The following is a 25,691-nucleotide window of genomic DNA, read 5'->3' on the forward strand; positions in this document are numbered from 1 at the left end:
AAAGAAAATAATTAAATTTAATTACTTTAAATACAAGTTTAATATTTTATAAAAAATTGTTTATGATAAAAATATATACTTCTAATAACTTTAATTATTTAATAAAAAAAATATGTCAAATTATGAAAAAGAAATCATTAAAAAACATATTTATAAAAGAAATAATTATTATACCAGAATTACATACATCTATATTTATAAAAAAAATCATACAAAAAATACTTGGAATTTTTTGTAATATTTCATTTTATATACCAGAAAAATTTATCTTTTATATATTAGAATTATTTATATATAAAATAAAATATAAAAGATTAGATCAATCATATATATTATGGAAATTAATGAATTTATCTGTCAAACATCAAAAAATTATTTTTAAAAAAAAAGAAAATACGTTAAATAAATTTAAATATTTTAAAAATTTATCAAAAATTTTTTATAAATATTTTATTTATAATCCAAAATTAATTGAAAATTTTAATAAAAATAATAAAAATAAAAATAAAATATTTATTAAACAAAAAAAAATTTGGAAAAATATTAATAAAAAATTTAATAATCAATATAATTATATTGATTTAATAAAAAATTTTAAAAAAAATTTTATTAAAAATAAAATTAAATATAATAAACTACCTAATAGAATATTTATATTAAACCCAATTGATTTTCCTTTATCTTATTTTAATATTATAAAAACACTTAGTAAAAAAATAAAAATTTATTTTTTTTTATATAGTCCATATAAATATATTAATTTAAAAAAAAATTATTTACAAAAATCAAGAATTTCAAATTGGATGAAAAATAATTTAAAAAAAATGAAATATATTTTATCTCTAACTAAAAAAATAAATATTAATTATAAAAATAATAAAAAAAATTCATTACTTAATATAATAAAAAATAATATTTTTTATTTAAATAAAAATATAAAAAATAAAAAAATTAAAAATGATAATTCTATATCAATACATGAATGTTATAGTCATTTAAGAGAAATAGAAATACTCCAAGAAAATATATTAAAAATTTTAAATAAAAATAAAAAAATAGAACCAAAAGATATAATCATAAAAACTAAAAATATTCAAAAATATATACCATATATAAATTCTGTTTTTAAATCTGAGATAAAAAAAAATAATATACCTTATTCAATATATAAAAAAATGTTTAATAAAAAAAATCAAATTATGTTTATATTGAATAAAATATTATCTTTACCTGATAGTAAATTTAAAAATAAAAAAATATTAAATTTTTTAAATTTTAAATTTATTTCTAAAAAATTTAATATCTCAATAAAAGAAATTAAAATAATTAAAAAATGGATTTCAGATACAAATATTAATTGGGGAATTAATAAAAAACATAAAAAATCTTTCGATCTTCCTCAAATTAATCAAAATACATGGGAATATGGACTAAAAAAAATAATTATTGGTTATGGTATAAAAAAAAAAATATGGAATAAAATTTATCCATATGAAATTTATGAAAAAAAACATATTAAAATATTAAATAAATTAATTTATTTTATTAAAACATTAATAAAATGGAAAAAAAAATTATCCAAAAAAAAAAAATATTATGAATGGAAAAAAATATATAAAAAAATAATAAATGATTTTTTTTTTAAACATAAAAAAATAAAAAAATATTTAAAATTTTTAAAAAAAAAATGGATTTCTTTAATTAAAGAAATAAAAAATAGTTCATATAAAAAAAAAATATCAATTAAAATTATAAAATATGAAATTAATAATAAAATTAAAAATTTTATAAACCCAAAAAAAAAAAAAAAAAATTCAATAATATTCTCTAATTTTGATTTATTTAGAACAATACCTTTTAAAATTACTTATATTTTAGGAATGAATAACAATTTTCCAAAAAAAAAAATAAAAAATAAAGACGATTTAATAAAATTAAATAATAATAATAAAAAATATATCCAAGATAATAAAAAAGATTATTTTATTTTTCTTGAATTATTATCTTGTACTACAGAAAAAATAATTATAAGTTATATTAATGATTCTTTTAAAAATAAAAAAAATAACAAAGAATCAATTATAATTAATCAATTTAAAAAATATATTCAAGAAAATTTTTTAAAAAAAAATCAATTTAAAAATTTATTATTAATTCATACAAAATATAGTTTTTATAAAAAAAATTTTTATAATAATTCAAATTTTAAAAGTTTTAATTCAATTTGGAATATATCTAGCAATAAAAAAAAAATAAAAAATAATTTATTAAAAAAAAAAATATTTGTTAAAAATATTAAAAATATAAAAATTAAAAATTTAATACTATTTTGGAAAAATCCAATAAAATATTTTTTTCATAAAATATTAAATATATTTTATAAAAAAAATTTTTATAAAAATTCAAATTATGAACCGTTTTATATAGATGAAAAAAATAATTATTTATTAAATGAAAAAATTTTAAATTATATAATTTTAAAAAAAAATTTAAAAAAATTATTTAAAAAAATAAAATGTTTAGGAATTTTACCTTATGGAAATTTAGGAAAAATTTATTTTTATTCTCAAATAAAAAAAAATAATAATATCTTTTTAAAAATAAAAAAATTAATATCTCCATTAAAAAAAAAAAGAATTTTAATAAAAATAAAAAATTATAATATTTATGGATCATTAAAAAATATTTCTAATTTAAATGGAGTATTACGTTGGAAATCTTTTAATTTAAATTATTTTGATAAATTAAGTTTTTGGATAGAACATTTAATATATTGTATTAATGGAGGAAAATATAATAGTAAATATATTGGTTTCAAAAATAAAATTATTTTTAAAAATATTAAAAAAAAAAAAGCTAAAAAATATCTTTTAAGATATATATTTGGATATATTCAAGGATTAAAAAATCCATTACTTTTAATAAATTCAGGATTCACTTGGTTTCATTATATATATAATAAAAAAAATAAAAAAATTTCAAAAAATAAAAAAATTAAAAAATGGAGTAAACAAAAAATGTTTGAAATATGGAATGGAAATACATATTTTCAAGGTGAAAAAAAAAATTTATATATTAAAAAATTTTTAAAATCAATGAATAAAAAAAATATGAAAAAAATTTTCAGAATAACAAAATATTGGATGATTCCAATATATAAAAATATATTATAAAAATTTAAAATTAAAAAATTCTTATGAAAAAAATAAAAAATAAAAATTTTATTCCATTTAAAGGAATAAGAATTATTGATGCTTCTGCAGGAACTGGAAAAACATTTACAATTATAATTTTATATCTTAAATTATTATTAGGAATAAATAATAAAAAAAAAAATTTTTAATTAAAGAAATTTTAATTATTACATATACAAACAATGCAAAAATAGAAATACAAAATAGGTTATCAAAAAATATTTATAATTTATATAAAGATTGTATCAATAAAAAAACTAAAAATAAAAATTATAAAAAAATATTTAAAAAAATTAAAAATTTTAAAAAAGCAATTAAAATATTAAAAATTGCATATTTAAAAATAAATAATGCACCAATTTATACTATTCATGGATTTTGTAAAAATATATTAAAAAAATATAATTTAAATTATAAATATTCATTTGATAAAAAAATTTATAATGAACAAAAAATATATAAAAAATCAACATATGATTTTTGGAGAAAATATACTTTTATATTAAATAAAGAAATTTTAAAAATTTTTTTTAAATATTGGAAACATCCAAAAAATTTATTATCTGAAATTTCTCCATGGTTAAATTTAAAATCAAAAATATTTATATATAATGAAAAAAAAGAAAATATTTTTGAAAAACATAAAAAAAATATAAAAAAAATTATAAAATTTAAAAAACAATGGAAAAAAAATAGAATTTTTTTTAAAAAAATTCTATTAAATTTAAATTTAAATAAAAGAATTTATAATAAAAAAAATCTAAATAGATGGATTAAAAAAATTACACTATGGTCAAAAAAAAATACAACAACATACAATATCCCAAATGAATTAAATTATTTTAAAAAAAAAATAAAAATAAAAAATTTTTTATTTTTAAAAATTATAAAAAAATTTTTAAATATAAATTTTTCTTTAAAAGAAATATTTTTACTTAATGCAATAAAAAAAATTAAAAAAATATCTAATTTAAAAAAAAAAAAACTTTTTTGTTTTGATAATCTCATTCAATTTTTATTATTAAATTTAAAAAATAATAAAAATTTAGCATTATCTATAGAAAAGGAATTTCCTATTGCTTTTATTGATGAGTTTCAAGATACAGATTCTCAACAATATAAAATATTTAAAAAAATATATAAAAATAAAAAAAAATCATCTTTAATTTTAATAGGAGATCCTAAACAATCTATTTATAATTTTAGAGGAGCAGATATATTTTTTTATATTAAAACTAAATCAAAAATTTTAAATACATATACGTTAAAAAAAAACTGGAGATCTTCTGAAAAATTAATTAAAAATATTAATTTATTATTTAAAAAAAATAAAAATAGTTTTATATTTAAAGAAATTAAATATAAAAAATTAATCCCTTCTACAAATTCAAAAAAAATAAAATTTTTAATAAAAAATAAAGAACAACCTAGTATAACTTTTTGGTTACAACCTGGAAAAAAAAATACACCATTTGAATATAATAAATGGATTTCAAAAAAATGCGCAAAAAATATTTTTTATTTAATTAATACAATAAAAAATGGAGATTCTACATTAAAAACATTTAATAAAAAAAAAAAATTAGAAATAAAAGATATTTGTATTTTAATAAAAAATTATAAAGAATATAAAATGATTAAAATAGAATTAAAAAAACTTAATATTAATTCATATTATACATCTAATAAAAAATCTATTTTTAAAACAATTGAAGTTCAAGAAATGTTTTACATATTACAATCTATTTTAAATCCATCAAATGAATTTTATTTAAAAAGAGCTCTCTTTACTTCAATAATATCAAAAAGTTCTTATTTAATATTTAATTTAAATAAAAAATATGAAATATGGTCAAAAATAAAAAAAAAATTTAATAATTATTATAAAATATGGAAAAAAAATGGAATTTTAAATTTAATAAAAAAAATTATTTATGAAAGTAATATATATAAAAAATATTTTTTTAAAAATAAAAAAAAAAAAAAAATAGAAAATTTAATACATTTATCAGAAATTTTAGAAAAAAAAACAATTTTAATTAAAAATTTTAATTCATTAATTTTATGGTTTAAATATCAAATTAAAAAAAAAATAAATAATAAAAAATATGATGAAAAAAATATTTATAAAAAAAATTCAATTCAAATAGTTACAATACATAAATCAAAAGGATTAGAATATCCAATATTATGGATTCCATTTATGTCAAATTTTAAACTATCAAAAAAATATATCTTTCATGATAGAAAAAAATTTAATACTTATATTAATTTAGAAAAAAATAAAAATAAAATATTTTTAGAAGAAGAAGAAAGATTATCTGAAGATATTCGTTTATTATATGTTGCTATTACTCGAGCAAAATTTCATTGTAGTATAGGAGTAAGCCCAATTGTTTCAAATAATAAAAAAAAAATATTAAAAAATAATAAAACAGATTTTCATAAAAGTGGTTTAGGATATATCCTTCAAAAAGGAAAACCTATGAGTTCTAAAAACCTTAAAAAAGAACTAAAAAAAATTTCTTTTAATAAATCTATAAAAATTACTTCAAAAAATAAAATTGTTTTAAATACTAAAAAAAAAAAAAAAGAAAAAAAAACGTTTATACATAAAAATTTTTCAAGAAATTTTAAAAAAATTTTTTATACTAGTTATACAAAAATAAATAAAAAAAAAAATATAAAACATAATAATTATATAAAAAATAATAAAAAAAAAATAAAAAAATATACATCATTTTCTTTTCCAAAAGGAAAAAAATATGGAATATTTATTCATAAAATTTTAAAAAAAATTAATTTTAAAAAAAAAATAAATAAAAATTTTTTAATTAAAAAAATTAAAAAAATAAAATTATCAACTAAATGGATAAAATTTTTAAAAAAATGGATAAAAAATATTTTAAAAACTCCATTAAAAAAAAATGGAATAAAATTATATAACATTAATTTAAATAATTGTTTAAAAGAATTAGAATTTTCTTTATTTTTAAAAAAAAATATTAATTTAAATATTATAAATACAATATTAAAAAATAAAAAAATAAAAAATAATTACAAAAAAAAATGTATATTAAATGGATGTATTGATTTAGTTTTTAAAAATAAAAATAAATATTATTTAATTGATTACAAATCAGATTATTTAGGAAAAAATAAAAAAAAATATATAAAAAAAAATTTAAAAAGAATTATTAAAAAAAATGGATATAATATTCAATATTATTTATATTCATTAGCTTTAAATAAATTCTTAAAACACAAATTAAAAAAATATACATTTAAAAAAAATTTTGGAGGAATATATTATATTTTTTTAAGAGGAATTAATGGAAAAAATAATAAATATGGAATTTTATTTCATAAACCTAAAGAAAAAAAAATTAACAAATTAAATAATTTTTTTTTATAAAAAAAATAAGATAAACTTTATGTTAAATATAATGAAAAAATTGGTTAAAAAAAAAATTTTAAAAAAAATAGATTTTTATTTTGCAAAAAATATTTCAAAAAAAAATGAATCATTAATTTTAATAATTTCAGCATATTTAAGTTTAAAATATAGAAAAGGTTATACTTTTATATCTTTAAAAAATATTTTAAAGAAAAAATTTTTTACAAAAAAAATTCTTAATAAAATAAATCATATAAAATCATTAGAGAATATAAAAAAAGAATTGTTAAAAAATAATTTTATTAAAAAAAATAATTTTCCTATAATTTTAAATAAAAATATTTTATATTTAAATAAAATATGGAATATAGAAAAAAAAATATATAAATTTTTAAATTATAAATATAAATTAAAAAAATATAATTTTTGTAAATTAAATAAAATAATAAAAACAAATTTATTTAAAAAATTAAATTTTGAAAAAAAAAATGCAATTATATCATGTTTATTAAATAAATTTACATTTATATTAGGAGGTCCAGGAACTGGAAAAACTCATATAATTTCTAAAATAATTTTTTTATTTTTAAAAATTTCTAAAAAAAAAAAAATAATCATATCTTCTACAACAGGGAAATCTAGTAATATAATATTAGAATCTATTAAAAAAAATAAATTATTAAATAAAAATCAAAACAAAATAAAACAATATATTCCAAATAAATCATATACATTACATAAATTATTTAAAATAAACAATAATATAAATAATTTTTTTTTTAAACAAAAAAAAATTAATGTAGATTTATTAATAATAGACGAATCATCTATGATAGATTTATTTATATTTAATAAAATAATTGATTTAACATATAAAAAAACACAAATAATATTTTTAGGAGATAAAAATCAATTACCTTCAATTAATGTTGGATCAATTTTAAATGATATATTCATTTATTTTAAAAAAAATAAACATCATAAATTATATTTAAAATTTAAAGAAAATATTATAAAAAATAAATTAAATAAAAATTTTTATAAAAATAAATCTTTAAAAAATAAAATATGTTATTTAAAAAAAAATTATAGATTTAATAAAAATTCTGATATTTATAAATTTTCTCAAATGATTAAAAAATTTAAAAAAAATAAAGAAAAAAAAATTTTTAATAACAAATTAAATAATATAAAATTTTATATTTTAAAAAAAAAAATATCATATATAAAAATTATGAAAAAAATATTTTTATTTTACAAAAATTATTGGAATATAATTATAAAAAAAAAATCTATAAAAAAAATATTCAAATTATTTAATAAAATTAGAATTTTATGTGTGTTAAAAAAAGGAAATTATGGTGTAAAAGGAATTAATAAAATATTTAAATATTTTATTAAAAAAAATAATTTAACTTATTTTAAAAAATATGATAAAAAACTATGGTATATAGGAAAACCAATTATTATAAAAAAAAATTTATATCAAATAAAACTGTTTAATGGAAATATAGGTATTACTTTATTAGATAAAGATAAAAAAATGAAAGTATTTTTTGTTATGCCAGATCAATCTATAAAAATTATTCCAATAAATTTAATTAGAAATTATCAAACAACATGGGCTATTACAATTCATAAATCTCAAGGATCTGAATTTAATAAAATTATTCTAATTATGCCTTTAAAAAAAAACAGAATTATGTCTAGAGAAATAATATATACAGCAATAACAAGAGCAAAAAAAAAAATCTTAATTTATTCAAAAAAAAATATTTTTTTAAAATCTATTCAAAAAACAATAGTTAAAAAAAGTAAATTATTAAAAAAAAAATAAAATTTATATTTTTTTTAAATATAAATTTTTATAAATTATTTTTTTTATTTTTAAAATTTTTTAATTGCGGGAGTTGGATTTGAACCAACGACCTTCGGGTTATGAGCCCGACGAGCTACCAAACTGCTCCACCCCGCGATATTTTATAAATATATATATAACATTTATATTAAAAATATACAACTTTTTTTTTTAATTTTTATAATTTAAAAAAATCTTTAAAAAAGTTTTTAAAATATATGATAAAATAACATTAATTTTATTAATTTAAAAATTTTAAAAAATATGAAACTCATAAAATCTAAATTAAATTCTAAAAATTCAAAAATTTCTATTATAACAACTAAATTTAATGAAGTAATCAATAATACTTTATTAAAAGGATGTATTGAAACATTAAAAAATATGGGAAAAATAAATGAAAAAAATATTACTGTAATAAAAATACCAGGAGTTTATGAATCATCAATCACAGCAGAAATTCTTGCATTAAAAAAAAAATATAACGCAATTATTGTTTTAGGAACAATTATAAAAGGAAATACTAGACATCATAAATTTATAGAAAGATCTATTTCATATGGATTATCTCAAGTAAGTTTAAAAAATAAAATTCCAATTACATTAGGTGTTTTAATGACTAAAAATATAAATCAAGCTATTGAACGATGTGGTATTAAAATGAATAATAAAGGATCAGAAGCGGCAATAGCAGCATTAGAAATGATAAATATTTTAAAAAAAATATAAAAAATGTTTTTTATAAGAAAAATATGATAAATCATAAAAATTATATGAAAAAAGCAATATTTTTAGCTAAAAAAGGAATTTTTACTACTTCTATAAATCCAGTTGTTGGATGTATTATAGTTAAAAATAATATTATAGTAGGAACAGGATGGCATAAAAAATTTGGATCTAATCATGCAGAAATTAATGCTTTAAATCAAGCTAAAAAATTAGCAAATGGAGCAATAATGTATGTAACATTAGAGCCATGTTGTCATTATGGAAAAACAAAACCATGTTATAAAAAAATTATTAAATCAGGAATAAAAAAAATTTTTATTGCAACAAAAGATCCTAATCCAAAAGTATCTGGAAAAAGCATAAATTTATTAAAAAAAAATGGAATTATAATTCATTTAGGATTAATGAAAAAAGAAGCAGAATTTATTAATAGAGATTTTTTTAAATGGATGAAAAAAGGAATTCCATGGATAAAATTAAAAATTGCTATGTCAATTGATGGAAAAATTGCAGATAAATTTGGATGTAGTAAATGGATTACATCAAAAAAATCAAGACAAAATGTTCAATTATTAAGAGCTCAAAGTTCAGCTATTTTAACAACTAGTAATACTATTATTCAAGATAATCCATTATTAAACGTTAGAATATCAGATATGAATAAAAAAAATAAAAAAAATTTTCCAATAAAAAATTTTATTCAACCAATTCGAATTATTATTGATAGTAAAAATAGAATAAATAAAAATTTTAAAATAATAAATATAAAAAGTAAAATATTATTAATAAGATTAAAAAAAGATAATATAAAATGGCCAAAACATGTTCAACAAATAATTGTTCCGAAATATAAAAAAAAAATAAATTTATTATATTTATTTAATTTTTTAGGAAAATTAAAAATTAAAAATATTTTAATAGAATCTGGATCATTATTATCAAGTTCTTTAATTTCACTAAAATTAATTGACGAATTAATTATATATTATTCTCCAATAATTTTAGGAAATAATTCTAAACCAGCATTTATTTTAAATAATATTAAAAAAATATCACAATCTAAAAAAGTTTATTTTAAAAAAATTTTAAAAATTGGATCAGATTTAAAATTAACTATAAATTTTAAAAAAAATACAAAATAAATATAGTTAAATGAGAAAATTAATGAATATATATTTTAGAAAAAAAGCTAGAAAATGTATAGTTCAAGCTCTTTATTCTTGGCAATTATCTAATAATAAAATTTTAGATATAAAAAAATATTTTTATAAAAAAAATAAAAAAAATATGGATATAAAGTATTTTAATGAAATTTTTATAGGTGTTGTAAAAAACAAAAAAAAAATAGATTTATTAATTCAACCATATATTTTAAAAAACTTAAATAGAATAAGAGAAATAGAAAAATCTATATTAAGAATGTCTTTTTATGAACTAATAAAAAAAATAGATATTCCATATAAAGTTATAATTGATGAAGGAATTGAAATTTCAAAAATTTTTGGATCAAAAAATAGTCATAAATTTATTAATGGAATATTAGATAAAGCGGCATATAAAATACGTACAAAAAATTTTAAATAAAAATTCATAAATATACAATAGTATTATTATATTATTTTAAAAATTATTTTTTTAAATAAATATATTAAAAACTTTAAATATAAAATAAATTATGTCTCATAAAAAAAATATAAATAAAAACTTATTATGGAATAAAAAAAATGCTGTTAGAATAGCTAAACAAGAAGGAATTGTATTAAATAAAAATCACTGGAAAATAATAAATTTTGTTAGAAATTTTTATTTTAAATTTCATATAAATCCTAATATTAGAATATTACTAACAGCAATAAATAAAAAAAAAAAAAATAAAATAAATAGTTTTGATTTAATAAAATTATTTAAAAATAATCCATCAAATCAAATTAATAAAATATCTGGAATACCAAAATCTAATAGATGTATTTAAAAATTTATTTATAATTTAAACAAATAGAAATATTAAAAAAAAATATATAAAATATAGAAAATTTAAAAACATTTAATAACCAATTGGAATAATCTAAAAAAATATTATTCCCTTTAGAAATTAAAAATAACCAAAAAAAACCTAATAATAAAAAAATTATTAAATGAAAATTATTTAAATAACTTATAATTCCTAAAATAAATGTAAAAAAAATTAATAAATTAACATAAATATACATATGAAATAATGTAGTTTGAAAATTATTTACAATTGGAAAAACTTTTATATTAGCTTTTCTATAATCTTTTAAATATAATAATGAAATAGAATAAGAATGAGGTATTTGCCAAAAAAAAAATATTAAAAAAAGAAAAAAACTATAAAATATATTATAATTTTTAACAGAAAAATATCCTACTAATATTGGGCAAGAACCAGAAAAAGCACCAATAAGAGTTGAACATGTATATTTTTTTTTTAATATAATAGTATATAAAACAACATAAATAAATAATCCAATTAAAGATATAAAATAAACTAATTTATTTACAAAAAAATATAAAAAAAATGATCCAATAAAAAATAGAAAAATAGAAAAAATAATTGATTTTTTTAAAAAAAATTTATTTTTTACTAAAATTCTATTCATAGTTCTTTTCATTTTTTTATCATTTTTTTTATCAAAAATATTATTTAATACACATCCACAAGAAATAATACAAAATAAACCAATAATCATAAAAATAAAAATTATTATATTTATATTATTATTTTTTAATCCAAAAAAATAACCAGCCAATGCAGACAATAAATTTGAAAAAACAATTCTTGGTTTAATTAATTCAATATAACAATTTAATTTTTTTACAAAAAATTTAAATAAGTATAACATTATGATGCAAATTCCTCATAATCCAAACCGAACCAGAAAAAATAATTAAAATTATTGTCATAGTAAAAATTATTGAAAAAATATTCCAATCATTTTTATTAAAATCATTTAAATGTAAAAAAAATAAAATATGTGTAACAACTTGGATAAAACAACATAAAATAACAAAAAAATATAAAAATTTTTCACAAAAAATATGATTAATAACTATAAAAAAAGGAAAAAAAGATAAAATTAATGAAAATAAAAATACTATTATATAAAAACATAAAGATGTTTTAAAAAAATTAATTAATTTATTTTTAAAAATCATTGTATTACTCCAAATAAATAAACAAAAGTAAATACAAAAATCCATATAATATCAAGAAAATGCCAAAAAATACTTAAACATAATATTCTAGTATTAATTATTTTATTCATTCCAATAATTTTAATTTGAAAAATCATTAAAATTATCCAAATTAAACCAAATATTACATGAAATCCGTGTAAAAATAATAAAGTATAAAAAGATGAAAGAAAACCACTTCTGGTAGGGAAATAATTTTTTTTAAATAAATGAAAAAATTCAAATCCCTCTATAAAAATAAACAAAAAACCTAATAAAAAAACAAAAAATAAAAATAAACAAACCATATTAATATTATTTTTTTTTAAAAAATTTACAACTATACTAAAAAATAATGAACTTAATAATAATATAAAAGTTTCTAATGCAACAAGATTTAAATTAAAAAATTCTTTTCCTGATGGACCATTAGAAATATTATGAACCATAACAAAATAAACAGCAAAAACTGTAGCAAACATGATACAGTCACTCATAATATAAATCCAAAAACCAAAAATTTTTTTTTTATTTATATTTAAATTTTTAGAAAAATTATCTGTTTTTTTTTTAAGAAACTTATTTAAAAAATTATAAAACATATTTTAAACTCTATTTAATTGAATTATTATAATTAATATCTTCTATTTTTTTTATTTCTTCTTTTTTTATACAATATTTTTTTTCTTTTAAAAAACTTTTATAAATAAAAATACTAATAATACTAAATAAAGAAAAATAAAATAACCACCAAATATGCCAAATAGCAGAAAATCCAAAAAATAATAAACAAATACTAATTAAAATTCCATAAAAACTATTTTTAGGTAAATAAATATTTTTATATAATTTTTGTTTAATCTTTGATTTTTTTAAATTTTTATTTTTAATTTTATTCTTCCAAAATGAATCTCTACTATTAACATAAGGAATTTTAAAAAAATTATAAATAGGAGCTGGAGAAGAAATAGACCATTCTAAAGTTCGACCATCCCAAGGGTCTCCTGTTTTATCTAAATTATTATTTTTTTCTTTAATAGATATAATAAATTGTATTACTTGAGATATCATACCTAAAAAAATTAATAATACACCAAAACATGCAATAGATAATAAATAATGAAAACTATAATCAATATTTTGACTTAATCTTCGAGTCATTCCCATAAATCCAAGAAAATACAATGGAATAAAAGCAAATAAAAAACCAAAAATCCAAAAGAAAAAAGAAATTTTTCCCCATTTTTCATTTAAAGTAAAACCAAAAAATTTAGGAAACCAATATGTAATTCCAGAAAAACAACCAAAAACAACTCCACCAATAATAACATTATGAAAATGAGCAACTAAAAATAAACTATTATGTAAAACAAAATCTGCAGGTGGTAAAGATAAAAGAACTCCAGCCATTCCTCCAATAGAAAAAGTTATTAAAAAACCAATAGTCCATAACATACATGAATGAAAATAAATTTTTCCTCTATACATAGTAAATAACCAATTAAAAATCTTTACACCAGTTGGAACAGCAATAATCATTGTTGTAATTCCAAAAAATGCATTTACATTTGCTCCTGCTCCCATAGTAAAAAAATGATGCAACCACACTATAAAGGATAAAACAGTAATAGATAATGTAGCCCATACTAATGAAGTATATCCAAATAAAGATTTTTTAGAAAAAGTTGAAACAACTTCTGAGAAAATACCAAACGCAGGTAAAACCAAAATATAAACTTCAGGATGACCCCAAATCCAAATTAAATTAATGTACATCATCATATTTCCACCCATATCATTAGTGAAAAAATGAAATCCTAAATATCTATCTAATGTTAATAATAATAAAGTAATAGTTAAAACTGGAAAAGAAGCAATAATTAATAAATTAGAACATAAAACAGTCCATGTAAATACAGGCATTTTAAATAATGTCATTCCAGGTGCTCTCATTTTTAAAATAGTTACTAAAAAATTGATAGCAGTTAAAGTAGTTCCAATACCAGCAATTTGTAAACACCATATCCAATAATCTACACCAACTCCTGGACTAAATTCCATTTCAGATAAAGGAGGATATGCTAACCATCCTGTTTTAGCAAATTCTCCAATTCCTAATGATAAATTAATTAAAATAACAGCACTAACAGTAATCCAAAAACTTAAATTATTTAAAAATGGAAACGCTAAATCTCTTGCTCCAATTTGTAATGGAATAACTAAATTCATTAAACCAATAATTAAAGGCATAGCAACAAAAAAAATCATAATTACACCATGCGCAGTAAAAATTTGATCATAATGATGAGGAGGTAAAAAACCAGATGGATTTTTTAAAGATGCAAGATATTGTTGCATTCTCATCATAATAGCATCTACAAATCCTCTAAAAAGCATTATAAAAGCTAAAATTATATACATAACTGCAATTTTTTTATGATCTAATGTAGTAAACCATTCTTTCCATAAATATTTCCATTTTCCAAAATATGTTATACAACATGCAATAAAAATAGATACAAAAAAAATACAAATATATGTAATAACAATAATAGGTTCATGAAAAGGTATATCTTTCCATGATAATTTTCCAAACATAAAGTTTTTTCCTAATTTTTTTATAATTTAAATAAAATACTTAAGTATTGTAAAAAAAAATTAAATAAAAAAAAAAATATAAAAAATATATATTTAATTAATTTATTTTAAGAAATTTTTCAATTAATCTTAAATCATTATAAGTAAAAAATTTTTTATATTCATCATTATAAATTTCTTTAAAATCATTAAAATTAAATATTTTTTTTCCTATTTTTTTTACTTTACAAACCCAAGAATCAAAAAATTTAACATTAATAGTAGAAATTGCTTTAAATTTCATATTTGAAAAACCAGATCCACTATAATTTGAAGAAATCCCTTTATAAACACCTGGAAAATTTGAAATTAAATTCAGTTTTGAAGTCATTCCAGGCATAGCATATATTTGACTTCCTAAAGATGGTATAAAAAAAGAATTCATAACAGAATTAGAAGTAATATAAAATTCTATTGGAGTATTAGTTGGAAAAACTAATTCATTTATTGTAATAATTTTCTGATTAGGATAAATAAATAACCATTTCCAATTTAAAGATATTGCTTCAATTTTTATAGGAGTCACATTTGTTTTTAAAGTTTTTCTAGGATCAAGATCATGAGTTTTATTCCATGATAATATTGATAAAATAAATATAATAAATATTGGAATTCCCCAAGAAAAACCTTCTATTTTATATGAATGATCCCAATTAGGATCATAATTTTTATTTTTAGATAAATGATTATATTTAAAAGAAAAAAATATAGTCATAAAAATTACTGGAAGAACAATTAATAACATTAATAAAAAAGCAATAATAATTAATTTTTTTTGTTCATATGCAATAACACCCGAAGGATAAAATATACCTTCATGACAACCACTTAAAAATAATGTTAAAAAAAACATTAAAAAAAATTTTTTAAATGAAGAAAAATTCATAATAAACCTCAAAAAAATATATATAAATCTTTTTAATTTATAAAATATTTTTTTAATAAAAAATTTGTATATTAAAATATTTAATAGTATAAATATTTAAATAAAAAAAATATTAAAATATATTATAGTATGATAATTATAAAAAAATTTATAAACCTATAAAATTTTTATTAAAAAATTTTTTAAATATTTATTATAGTATAATCAATTTTTTAACATAAAAAATTTTTATATCAATTTCTATCAAAAAAAATGATCAATTTAATTAAAAAAACAATAAAAAAAAAAATAAAAATAAAATATATAAAAATATATAATACAAGTTATATTCATAAAAAATTTCAAAATAATAATTCTCATTTTAAAATTATTATTGTAAGTAATTATTTTAAAAAAATAAATATTTTAAAACGACATCAAATAATTTATAAAATTTTATTTTCAAAATTTAAAAAAAAAATATATGGAATAGAAATGTTTATATATACAAAAAAAGAATGGAAAAATAAAAATAACAAAACTTTTATTTCTACAAAATGTATTAATTAATTCAAATTAAAAATATTTTAAAATATTAATAAAATTATAAAAATATATTTTATTAAAACAATAGAGGTAATATGAATTCTATTAAATTAAAAAAAAATAATAAAGAAATCATAATTAATAAAAAAATAAAATCAGAAAAAATAGAAAAAAAAATAAATAAAAAATTAATTTTTTTAAAAAAAACATATATTATTGATGGGTTTAGAAAAGGAAAAGCTCCAATAAAATTAATTGAAAAAAATTTTAAAGATAATATTATTAAAGATGTTTTAAATAAATTAATTCATACATCTTTTTTAAAAATTTTAAAAAAAAAAAAAATTAAAAAATATTCAAATTTAAAATATTTTTTAGAAAAATATAAAAAAGGAAAAGATTATAATTATACAATAAAATTTAATATTACAAAAAATAAATTATTAAATAAATTAAAATTAATAAAAATAAATAAATTAAATATCAAAATTACAAATCAAGATATCGATACAATTTTTTTAAATTTTAAAAAAAATCTTTCTAAATGGGTAAATACAAAAAAACCAATTAAAGAAAATGATAAAGTAAAAATTAAATTTAAATTAATATCTAAAAATAAAAAAATTATTTTAAAAAAAAATAATTTTATAATTTTTATTAAAAAAAATTTTTTATTAAAAAAAATTCATAAAAAAATAATTGGAAAAAAAATAAACGATAAAATAAAAGTCAAAATTAAATTTTCTAAATATCATCCAGAAAAAAAAATAATCGAAAAAAAAAATATTTTTTTAATAAAAATTATTAAAATTAAAGAAAAAAAAGAAAAAAAAATTAATTTTAATAAATTAAAAAAATTAGGAATAAAAGAAAAAAATATACAAGAATTAAAAAAAAATATATATATTAATTTAATAAATGAAGCAAAAAAAATGGAAGAAAAATATTTAAAAAATGAATTTATAAAAAAATGGATAAAAATTAATAAAAAAAGTTTTTCTAAACAAAAAATATTAAATTTTATAAAAAATATAAAAAAATATATATATTTAAAATATAAAAATAATAAAAATATATTTGATAAATCATATAATAAAAATATAAAAAAAGAAGCATTAAAAAAAATAATTATTAATAACCTAATCCAAAAAATAATTAAAAAAGAATCATTTTACATTAGTAAAAAATTAATAAAAAAAATATATAAACAAACAAAAAATCAATTTAAAAAAAATAAAAAAAAAGAAAATCATATAAAAAAAAGAAAAATCTTAAGTCATATTAAAAAAATTTTATTAATAGAAAAAGCATTCTATTTTATATTTAATCATATTTTAATAAAAGAAAAACAATGTAATTTTATAAAAGCATTAAAAAAAATAAAAAATATTATATTATAAAATAAAAATTTTTTAAATTTGTTTTATAATTAATAAAGGATAATAATATGAAAAAAAAAAATATATATAATTCTTTAAAAAATCAAAATTTAATTCCAATGGTAATAGAAAAAACATATTCTGGAGAAAGATCTTTTGATATTTATTCTCGTTTATTAAGAGAAAGAATTATTTTTCTAACAGGAGAAATAAATGATAATATCTCAAATCTTATTATTGCTCAATTATTATTTTTAGAATCTGAAAATAAAAAAAAAGATATATTTTTATATATTAATTCTCCTGGAGGAATCGTGTCTTCAGGATTATCAATATATGATACTATAAATTTTATTAAACCAGATGTAAATACTATATGTATAGGTCAAGCATCTTCTATGGCAGCAGTTATTTTATCTTCTGGAAAAAAAGGAAAAAGATTTAGTTTACCAAATTCAAGAATTATGATACACCAACCTTTAGGTGGGTACAAAGGACAAGCATCAGATATTCAAATACATGCTTTAGAAATATATAAAATTAAAAAAAAAATAAATCAAATATTATCTTACCATACAAAAAAAAATATAAAAAAAATTGAAAAAGATACAGAAAGAGATTATTTTCTTTCAGCTAAAGAAGCTCTTTCATATGGATTAATTGATTCTATTTTAAATAATAAAAATAATAAATTTCAATTATAAATAATATTTAAAAAATATTTAATTTAATGTATTATTAAGAGGTTATACATGACAAATCAAAAAAAACAAAATAATAATAAATTATACTGTTCTTTTTGTAAAAAAAATCAAAATGAAGTTAAAAAAATAATTGTAGGTTCTTCAGCATATATTTGTGATCAATGTATTTATTTATGTAATAATATTTTAAATGAAGAAAAAAAAAAATCATTTTTTTTTAAAAAATATAATGATTTACCAAAACCTCATGAAATAAAAAAAAATCTAGATAATTATGTTATAGGTCAAAATAAAGCAAAAAAAATTTTATCTGTAGCTGTATACAATCATTATAAAAGATTATACAAAAATAATAATTTAAAAAAAAATTCTGTAGAAATTGGAAAAAGTAATATTTTATTAATCGGGCCAACCGGAAGCGGAAAAACATTGCTTGCAGAAACTTTAGCTAAATCATTAAATGTTCCATTTTCTATCTCTGATGCTACAACTTTAACAGAAGCTGGATACGTTGGAGAAGATGTAGAAAATATTATACAAAAGTTACTTCAACAATGTGATTATAATATCGAAAAAACAGAAACTGGAATAATTTATATAGATGAAATAGATAAAATATCAAGAAAATCAAATAATCCATCCATTACAAGAGATGTTTCTGGAGAAGGAGTTCAACAATCATTATTAAAAATGATCGAAGGAACAATAGCATCTATTCCTCCACAAGGAGGGAGAAAACACCCACAACAAGAATTTGTTCAAATTGACACATCTAAAATTTTATTCATATGTGGAGGAACATTTTCTGGTTTAAAAAAAATAATTTCTAATAGAATAAATAAAACATCAAAAATAGGATTTTTAAAAAAAATAAAACAAAAAAAAAGAAATAAAAATAAGGAATTTAAAAATTTAAATACTGAAGATTTAATTACATTTGGATTAATTCCAGAATTTATCGGAAGATTACCAATTATAACAACATTAAATAAATTAAATAAAAATGAATTAATAAAAATATTATGTAAACCTAAAAATGCTTTAATTAAACAATATAAAGAACTATTTAAAATGGATGGAGTAAAATTAATATTTTGTAAAAAATCTATTCAAAAAATAGCAGAAAAATCTATATCAAAAAAATCAGGAGCAAGAGGATTAAGAACAATATTAGAAAAAATTTTACTTGAAACAATGTATAATATACCATCGATTTCAAATATAGATAAAGTTATTGTTAATGAATCAACAATTATTAATAATACTTCTCCACAAATTTTATTAAAAAAAACGTTTTAAAAATAATCAATAAATTTTTTATAATAAATTCTAAAACTAATATAAATAATATTCAATTATTTTTTTTAAATAAAAAAATTATATTTTATTTTTTTATTTTTTTTATATTTTTATAAAATTTAAAATTATAATTAATAAAAAATTTTTAAATATATAAATTAAGAGAAAAATTATATGAAAGAAAAAAAATCTAAATATATAAAAATACCAATTTTGCCATTAAGAGATACTGTTATATATCCTTATATGGTTATTCCATTATTTGTAGGAAGAAAACAATCTATGAAATTAATTAACATTTCTATTAAAAAAAATAAAAAAATAATGTTAATTACTCAAAAAAAATACTCTATAGAAGAACCAAAAATAAAAGATTTATATAAAATTGGAACATTATCATCAATTATTCAATTATTAAAACTTCCGGATGGAACTGTAAAAATATTAATAGAAGGAAAAAAAAGAGCAAAAATAATTGATTTAGGAAACAAAAAAAATAATTTTATTGGAAAAATAAAAATAATACATTCAAAAAAATTAAAAAAAAAAGAAAATAAAATTTGGAAAAGAACTATTATCAATCAATTTAAAAAATATTCAAAATTTAATGATAAAATTTCATTAGATATTATAAATTCATTAGATAAAATTAATAATATAAATAAATTAATTGATACAATCGCTAATTATATACCTTTAAAATTAATTAACAAACAAAAAATATTAGAAGAAATAAATATAGAAAAAAGATTAGAATTTTTAATGATAATGTTAGAATCTGAAATTAAATTATTTACAATTGAACAAAAAATTAGAATTAGAATTAAACAACAAATGGAGAAAAATCAAAAAGAATATTATCTCACTGAACAACTTAAAGCAATACAAAAAGAACTAGGAAAAAATAAAAAAGATTTAAATGAATATTCTATTTTAAAAAAAAAAATATTAAATTCAAAAATGCCAAAGAAAATAGAAATTGAAATAATTAATGAATTAAAAAGATTTAGATTAATGCCATATATGTCATCAGAAACAACAGTAGTTAGAAGTTATATAGAATGGATGATTAAAGTTCCTTGGAAAAATAAAACTAAAATTCAAAAAAAACTATCCACTGCATTATTAATATTAAATAAAAATCATTATGGATTAGAAAATGTAAAAAATAGAATATTAGAATATTTAGCTGTTCAAAATAGAATGAATAAAATTAAAGGACCAATTTTATGTTTAGTTGGGCCTCCAGGAGTTGGTAAAACATCACTTGGTAAATCAATAGCAAAAGCTACTGGAAGAAAATATATTAGAATGTCATTAGGTGGAATTAAAGATGAATCAGAAATTCGAGGACATAGAAGAACATATATTGGATCTATGCCTGGGAAAATTATGCAAAATATTTCTAATATAGGAGTAAAAAATCCATTATTTTTATTAGATGAAATTGATAAAATGTCTTATGAAAATCAATCAGATGCATCTTCTGCTTTATTAGAAGTTTTAGATCCTGAACAAAATTATTCTTTTAATGATCATTATTTAGAAGTTAATTATGATCTTTCAGAAGTAATGTTTATTGCTACAGCTAATTCTTTAAATATTCCAACACCATTGTTAGATAGAATGGAAATTATTAAATTACCTGGATACACAGAAGAAGAAAAAATAAAAATTTATAATTCTTATTTAAAACCAAAACAAATAAAAGAAAATGCTTTAAAAAACAATGAAATTTCAATTACAAAAAAAGCAGTTATTAAAATAATTCGTCAATATACAAAAGAATCTGGAGTTAGAAATTTAGAAAAAAAAATATCTAAAATATGTAGAAAAATAGTTAAAAAAATACTTTTAAACAAAAAAATAAAAAAAATTAAAATTAATACAAAAAATTTAGAAAAATATTTAGGAATAAAAAAAAATATTTCAACAAAAATTAATAAAAAAAATGAAATTGGTCAAGTAATAGGTTTAGCTTGGACAAATTTTGGAGGAGAATTACTAAAAATACAATCAGCATGTATTAAAGGAAAAGGAAAATTATCATTTACAGGATATTTAGGAAAAGTTATGAAAGAATCAATTCAAACTGCTATTACTGTTATTCGAACACAAGCAAAAAAATTAAAAATATCTACAAATTTTTATGAAAAAAATGATATTCATGTTCATATTCCTGAAGGGGCTACTCCAAAAGATGGACCAAGCGCTGGAATTTCTATATGTACATCTATCACATCATCTATTACAAAAAATCCAGTTAAACATACTTTTGCTATGACTGGTGAAATAACATTAAACGGAAATGTAATTGCTATTGGAGGACTTAGAGAAAAAATTCTTGCAGCTTATCAAGAAAAAATAAAAAATATAATTATCCCAAAAGAAAATAAAAAAGATCTAAAAAAAATATCAAAAAAAATACTTTCTAAAATAAAAATATATTTAGTACAAAACATTAAAGAAGTATTAAAATTATCATTAGAAAATGACCCTTATAAATAACAATTTTTTTTAAACACAAAAATATAAAAAATAATAATTTTTATAACAAATTATTTAAAAAGGTCTTTAAAAATGAATAACTCTATATCATTATTTAAAAAAATAATTTTACAAATCATTCTAATTATTTTAATAACCTCAATTTTTATTACTAGTATGAATAATTATTTTAGTAATAATAATTCATGGATAATAAAAGTAAATAATAAAATAATTAATGAAAATACACTTAAAGATAGTTTTTTAACAAAATTATCTGAAATCAAATTAACTAATCCAAAAAAATATATTAAATTAATAGAAAATAAAAAAGAAACAAAAAAATTTATAAAAAATATTATATTTAATTTAATAAATAATATTTTAATTGAAGACTATTTAAATAAAATTAATATTAAAAATAAAAAAAAGAATATAAAAAACTTTATTATAAATTCTATAGAATTTCAAAAAAATAATAAATTTAATAAAAACAAATATAATCAATTCTTAAATAAAAATTCTTTAAATGAAAATCAATATCTTAAAATAATAGAAAATAAATTAATAAAAAATTATTTTTTAAATGATATTATAAATTCAGAATTTTTATTAAAAAATGAAAAAATATCAAATTATAAAGATAAATATAAAACAATATTTTATAAAACTGCAGAAATAGATTTTAAAAAATTAATTTATAAACAAAAAATTTCAAAAAAAGAAATTTTTAATTTTTATAAAAAAAATAAAAAATTTTTTTGTTTTCCAACAAAATTTAAATTACAATTTATAAATCTTTCTTCATTTATGAATGATAATAAAAAAAATATTGAAATAAATAACAAAATAAATTCGTTATCTATAAATAAAAAAAATTTTTTTAATTTAATTGAAAAAATAACAAATATTAAAAGAAAAGAAACTCAATGGTTTTCAATAGATTCTATTCCTCAAGAAATTAATAACAAAGAAATAAAAAAATTTTTAACAAATCAAAAATATTATAAAATTTACTTAAATAAAAATTATATAAATTATAATATTTCAAATAAAAAAAATAATTTTTATATTAAAATAATTGGTATTCAAAATAAAAAAATAAAACCATTAAAAGAAATTAAAAATATAATTAAATACATTTTAAAAAAAAAAAAAGCAAAAAAAAAAGCTTTAAACAAAATTAATACAATAGAAAAAGAACTTCAACAAAATTCATTTAAAAGTTTTAATAAAGAAAAATTAGAATTTAAAAATATATATAATACAAAAAAAGATAAAAATAATATTTCAAAATTTGTAAAAACAATAAAAAAAAAATTTAATAAAAAAAATCCAGTTTATGTTAAAATGACTGATTACAAAAATACATGGATAATAATAAAAATATATAAAAAAATATATACAAAAATAAATAAAAAAACAAAAAATAAATTATATATGAAATTAAATTTATTAAATAAAAAATTATTAATTCATTTAATATTAAAAAGTTTATACTCAAAATCAAAAATAAAATATAATAAAAAATATATTATTTTTAAAAAATAAATATAAATATATATTATTAAATTTTTAAAAAATTTAAATACTCTAATTAAATTTATTAATAATATTTAAAATAAATATTAAAATTAAGGCGATATTTTGAGATTATTTAAACAATTAAATTGGTATTTTCTTCAAGAATGGAAAAGATATCTTGGATCTATAATAATATTAATAATTATTGCATGTATGCAAACAATTCCTCCAAAAATTGTAGGAAAATTAGTAGATTCAATAGTTAAAAAAAAAGTAAATGTTCACTCATCTATTCAATTAATTTATATCATGATAGCTATTGCTTTAACTGTATATATATTAAGATATGTTTGGAGAATATTACTTTTTGGAGCGTCTTATAAATTAGCAATAAAATTAAGAAAATTATTTTATAAATCTATTATTAAACAAAATAATGATTTTTATATAAAAAATAGAACAGGAGATTTAATTACACGAGTTAGTAATGATATTGAAAGAATAATATTTGCTGCAGGAGAAGGAGTACTTACTTTAGTTGATTCATTAGTAATGGGTATTTCTGTATTAATAGTTATGTGTACTCAAATTAGTTTTAAATTAACTTTTTTTGCATTAATACCAATGCCAATTATGACAATTTTTATTAAAAAATACGGAGCCAAATTACATAAAAACTTTTTTAAATATCAAATTTCTTTTTCTAAATTAAATAATAAAACACAAGAAATTTTAACTAGTATAAGAATGATTAGAGCATTTGGATTAGAAAAATTAAAATTAAAGGAATTTTTAAAATTAATAAACAAATCTAGTAAAAAAAATATTAAAGTAGCAAAAGTAGATGCAAAGTTTGATCCAGTTATTTATCTTTCTATTGCTTTTTCAAATCTTTTAGCTATTTCAAGTGGTAGTTGGTTAGTATGGAATGATAAAATAACATTAGGTCAACTAACAAGTTTTATTATGTATTTAGGATTAATGATTTGGCCTATGCTAGCATTAGCATGGATGTTTAACATTGTAGAAAGAGGTAGTTCTGCATGGAATAGAATACAAAATATAATAACATATCCAGTAAAATTAAAAAATGGAAACATAAAAGTTTCAAAAAATTTTAAAAAAATAAAAATAAAAATTAAAAAATTTTTATATGAAAAAAAAAAAAAAACTGTTTTAAAAAATATATTTTTTTCTATAAAACAAGGACAAATTATAGGTATTTGTGGACCAACTGGTTCTGGTAAAAGTACTTTAATTAAATTAATTCAAAGAAATTTTGATATAGATTTAGGAGATATTTTATATGATAAAATATCTTTAAAAAAATTGAAATTAAAAGAATGGAGAAAAAAAATTTCAGTTGTTAATCAAGAAACATTTTTATTTACTGATACAATTTTAAATAATATTACTTTTGGAAATAATAAAATAAATTTTAGTAAAGTAAAAAAATATTTAAAAATGATAAAATTAAAAAATGAAATTGAAAAATTAAAAAATAAATATAATACATTTATAGGAGAAGATGGAGTTTTATTATCAGGTGGTCAAAAACAAAGATTAGCTATCGTTCGTGCATTAATTTCAAAACCTAAAATATTAATTTTAGATGATGCATTATCTGCAATAGATGGGAAAACAACGAAAAAAATTCTTAAAAATATTTTTAAATGGAAAAATAAAAATACAACTATAATCATTAGTTCACATAAACTATCTGTACTTAAAAAATCAAACAAAATTTTAGTAATGAAAAAAGGGAAAATTATTAACAGAGGAAACCATATTTCGCTTTTAAAAACAAAAAATTGGTATAGTAATTCATTATCCTATAGAAAAAATCAATATTAAACAATAAAAAATTTTTAAATAAA

Annotated in this window: 20 protein-coding genes and 1 tRNA gene; 15 read left to right on the forward strand and 6 right to left on the reverse strand. The window is 15.4% G+C overall.

Annotation, left to right across the window (positions count from 1 at the left end; translation table 11 throughout):
* The first annotated feature begins 62 nt into the window (after positions 1 to 62).
* The 4 genes from RJT80_RS01580 to recD are packed head-to-tail and all read left to right on the forward strand — an operon-like array spanning position 63 to position 8,428.
* On the forward strand, positions 63 to 3,173 hold the full coding sequence (locus tag RJT80_RS01580; RefSeq protein ID WP_343187673.1) for an exodeoxyribonuclease V subunit gamma: 3,111 nt from the start codon (positions 63 to 65) through the stop codon (positions 3,171 to 3,173).
* 23 nt (positions 3,174 to 3,196) lie between these two features.
* On the forward strand, positions 3,197 to 3,343 hold the full coding sequence (locus RJT80_RS01585; protein ID WP_343183440.1) for a hypothetical protein: 147 nt from the start codon (positions 3,197 to 3,199) through the stop codon (positions 3,341 to 3,343).
* Between the two features lie 47 nt (positions 3,344 to 3,390).
* Positions 3,391 to 6,609 (forward strand): exodeoxyribonuclease V subunit beta, encoded by a 3,219-nt coding sequence (gene recB / locus RJT80_RS01590; protein WP_343187955.1) that lies wholly within the window; start codon positions 3,391 to 3,393, stop codon positions 6,607 to 6,609.
* 19 nt (positions 6,610 to 6,628) lie between these two features.
* Positions 6,629 to 8,428, forward strand: coding sequence for an exodeoxyribonuclease V subunit alpha (gene recD, locus RJT80_RS01595; protein ID WP_343187674.1), 1,800 nt, complete (start codon positions 6,629 to 6,631; stop codon positions 8,426 to 8,428).
* 64 nt (positions 8,429 to 8,492) lie between these two features.
* On the opposite strand, the gene RJT80_RS01600 is transcribed toward recD, so the two are convergent.
* Positions 8,493 to 8,566, reverse strand: a tRNA-Met gene (locus tag RJT80_RS01600).
* A 147-nt stretch (positions 8,567 to 8,713) separates the two neighbouring features.
* Here RJT80_RS01600 and ribH point away from each other — a divergent pair.
* From ribH to RJT80_RS01620, 4 genes are all read left to right on the forward strand, one after another.
* Entirely contained in the window at positions 8,714 to 9,178 is a 465-nt protein-coding gene (ribH, locus tag RJT80_RS01605; RefSeq protein ID WP_343187675.1) for a 6,7-dimethyl-8-ribityllumazine synthase, read from the forward strand.
* 23 nt (positions 9,179 to 9,201) lie between these two features.
* Positions 9,202 to 10,320, forward strand: a complete 1,119-nt coding sequence (ribD, locus tag RJT80_RS01610; protein WP_343187676.1) for a bifunctional diaminohydroxyphosphoribosylaminopyrimidine deaminase/5-amino-6-(5-phosphoribosylamino)uracil reductase RibD — start codon at positions 9,202 to 9,204, stop codon at positions 10,318 to 10,320.
* Between the two features lie 22 nt (positions 10,321 to 10,342).
* Positions 10,343 to 10,762 carry a transcription antitermination factor NusB gene (nusB, locus tag RJT80_RS01615; RefSeq protein WP_343187677.1) on the forward strand — a complete coding sequence of 140 codons (420 nt, stop codon included), beginning with the start codon at positions 10,343 to 10,345 and terminating at the stop codon, positions 10,760 to 10,762.
* Between the two features lie 91 nt (positions 10,763 to 10,853).
* Positions 10,854 to 11,150 (forward strand): TusE/DsrC/DsvC family sulfur relay protein, encoded by a 297-nt coding sequence (locus RJT80_RS01620; RefSeq protein ID WP_343187678.1) that lies wholly within the window; start codon positions 10,854 to 10,856, stop codon positions 11,148 to 11,150.
* Positions 11,151 to 11,154: 4 nt separating this feature from the next.
* Here the strand turns inward: RJT80_RS01620 and cyoE are convergent, their stop codons facing one another.
* The 5 genes from cyoE to cyoA form a co-directional block, all read right to left on the reverse strand.
* A complete protein-coding gene (gene cyoE, locus RJT80_RS01625) occupies positions 11,155 to 12,042 on the reverse strand; it encodes a heme o synthase (protein WP_343187679.1) in 888 nt (295 codons plus the stop codon).
* Complete coding sequence (locus tag RJT80_RS01630) at positions 12,026 to 12,355, reverse strand: cytochrome o ubiquinol oxidase subunit IV (protein ID WP_343187680.1); 330 nt, start codon at positions 12,353 to 12,355, stop codon at positions 12,026 to 12,028. The genes cyoE and RJT80_RS01630 overlap by 17 nt, the downstream gene beginning before the upstream one ends.
* Positions 12,352 to 12,975: a cytochrome c oxidase subunit 3 gene (locus RJT80_RS01635; RefSeq protein ID WP_343187681.1), complete on the reverse strand. Its 624-nt coding sequence runs from the start codon at positions 12,973 to 12,975 to the stop codon at positions 12,352 to 12,354. The genes RJT80_RS01630 and RJT80_RS01635 overlap by 4 nt, the downstream gene beginning before the upstream one ends.
* Positions 12,976 to 12,985: 10 nt before the next feature.
* On the reverse strand, positions 12,986 to 14,971 hold the full coding sequence (cyoB, locus tag RJT80_RS01640) for a cytochrome o ubiquinol oxidase subunit I (RefSeq protein ID WP_343187682.1): 1,986 nt from the start codon (positions 14,969 to 14,971) through the stop codon (positions 12,986 to 12,988).
* 97 nt (positions 14,972 to 15,068) lie between these two features.
* Positions 15,069 to 15,896, reverse strand: coding sequence for a ubiquinol oxidase subunit II (gene cyoA / locus RJT80_RS01645; protein WP_343187683.1), 828 nt, complete (start codon positions 15,894 to 15,896; stop codon positions 15,069 to 15,071).
* Positions 15,897 to 16,148: 252 nt separating this feature from the next.
* On the opposite strand from cyoA, the gene RJT80_RS01650 reads away from it, so the two are divergent.
* The 7 genes from RJT80_RS01650 (at position 16,149) to RJT80_RS01680 (ending at position 25,668) form a co-directional block, all read left to right on the forward strand.
* Complete coding sequence (locus RJT80_RS01650; protein WP_343187684.1) at positions 16,149 to 16,445, forward strand: BolA family protein; 297 nt, start codon at positions 16,149 to 16,151, stop codon at positions 16,443 to 16,445.
* A 71-nt stretch (positions 16,446 to 16,516) separates the two neighbouring features.
* Positions 16,517 to 17,821: a trigger factor gene (locus tag RJT80_RS01655; RefSeq protein ID WP_343187685.1), complete on the forward strand. Its 1,305-nt coding sequence runs from the start codon at positions 16,517 to 16,519 to the stop codon at positions 17,819 to 17,821.
* Positions 17,822 to 17,868: 47 nt separating this feature from the next.
* Positions 17,869 to 18,504 (forward strand): ATP-dependent Clp endopeptidase proteolytic subunit ClpP, encoded by a 636-nt coding sequence (gene clpP, locus RJT80_RS01660; RefSeq protein ID WP_343187686.1) that lies wholly within the window; start codon positions 17,869 to 17,871, stop codon positions 18,502 to 18,504.
* A gap of 48 nt (positions 18,505 to 18,552) precedes the next feature.
* A complete protein-coding gene (gene clpX, locus RJT80_RS01665) occupies positions 18,553 to 19,803 on the forward strand; it encodes an ATP-dependent protease ATP-binding subunit ClpX (RefSeq protein WP_343187687.1) in 1,251 nt (416 codons plus the stop codon).
* 174 nt (positions 19,804 to 19,977) lie between these two features.
* On the forward strand, positions 19,978 to 22,311 hold the full coding sequence (gene lon / locus RJT80_RS01670; protein ID WP_343187688.1) for an endopeptidase La: 2,334 nt from the start codon (positions 19,978 to 19,980) through the stop codon (positions 22,309 to 22,311).
* A gap of 72 nt (positions 22,312 to 22,383) precedes the next feature.
* Complete coding sequence (locus RJT80_RS01675) at positions 22,384 to 23,841, forward strand: SurA N-terminal domain-containing protein (protein ID WP_343187689.1); 1,458 nt, start codon at positions 22,384 to 22,386, stop codon at positions 23,839 to 23,841.
* A 96-nt stretch (positions 23,842 to 23,937) separates the two neighbouring features.
* Entirely contained in the window at positions 23,938 to 25,668 is a 1,731-nt protein-coding gene (locus RJT80_RS01680; protein WP_343187690.1) for an ABC transporter transmembrane domain-containing protein, read from the forward strand.
* The last annotated feature ends 23 nt before the right edge of the window (positions 25,669 to 25,691 follow it).

The organism is Buchnera aphidicola (Periphyllus koelreuteriae), from assembly GCF_039360445.1.
GTDB lineage: Bacteria > Pseudomonadota > Gammaproteobacteria > Enterobacterales > Enterobacteriaceae > Buchnera_J > Buchnera_J aphidicola_BM.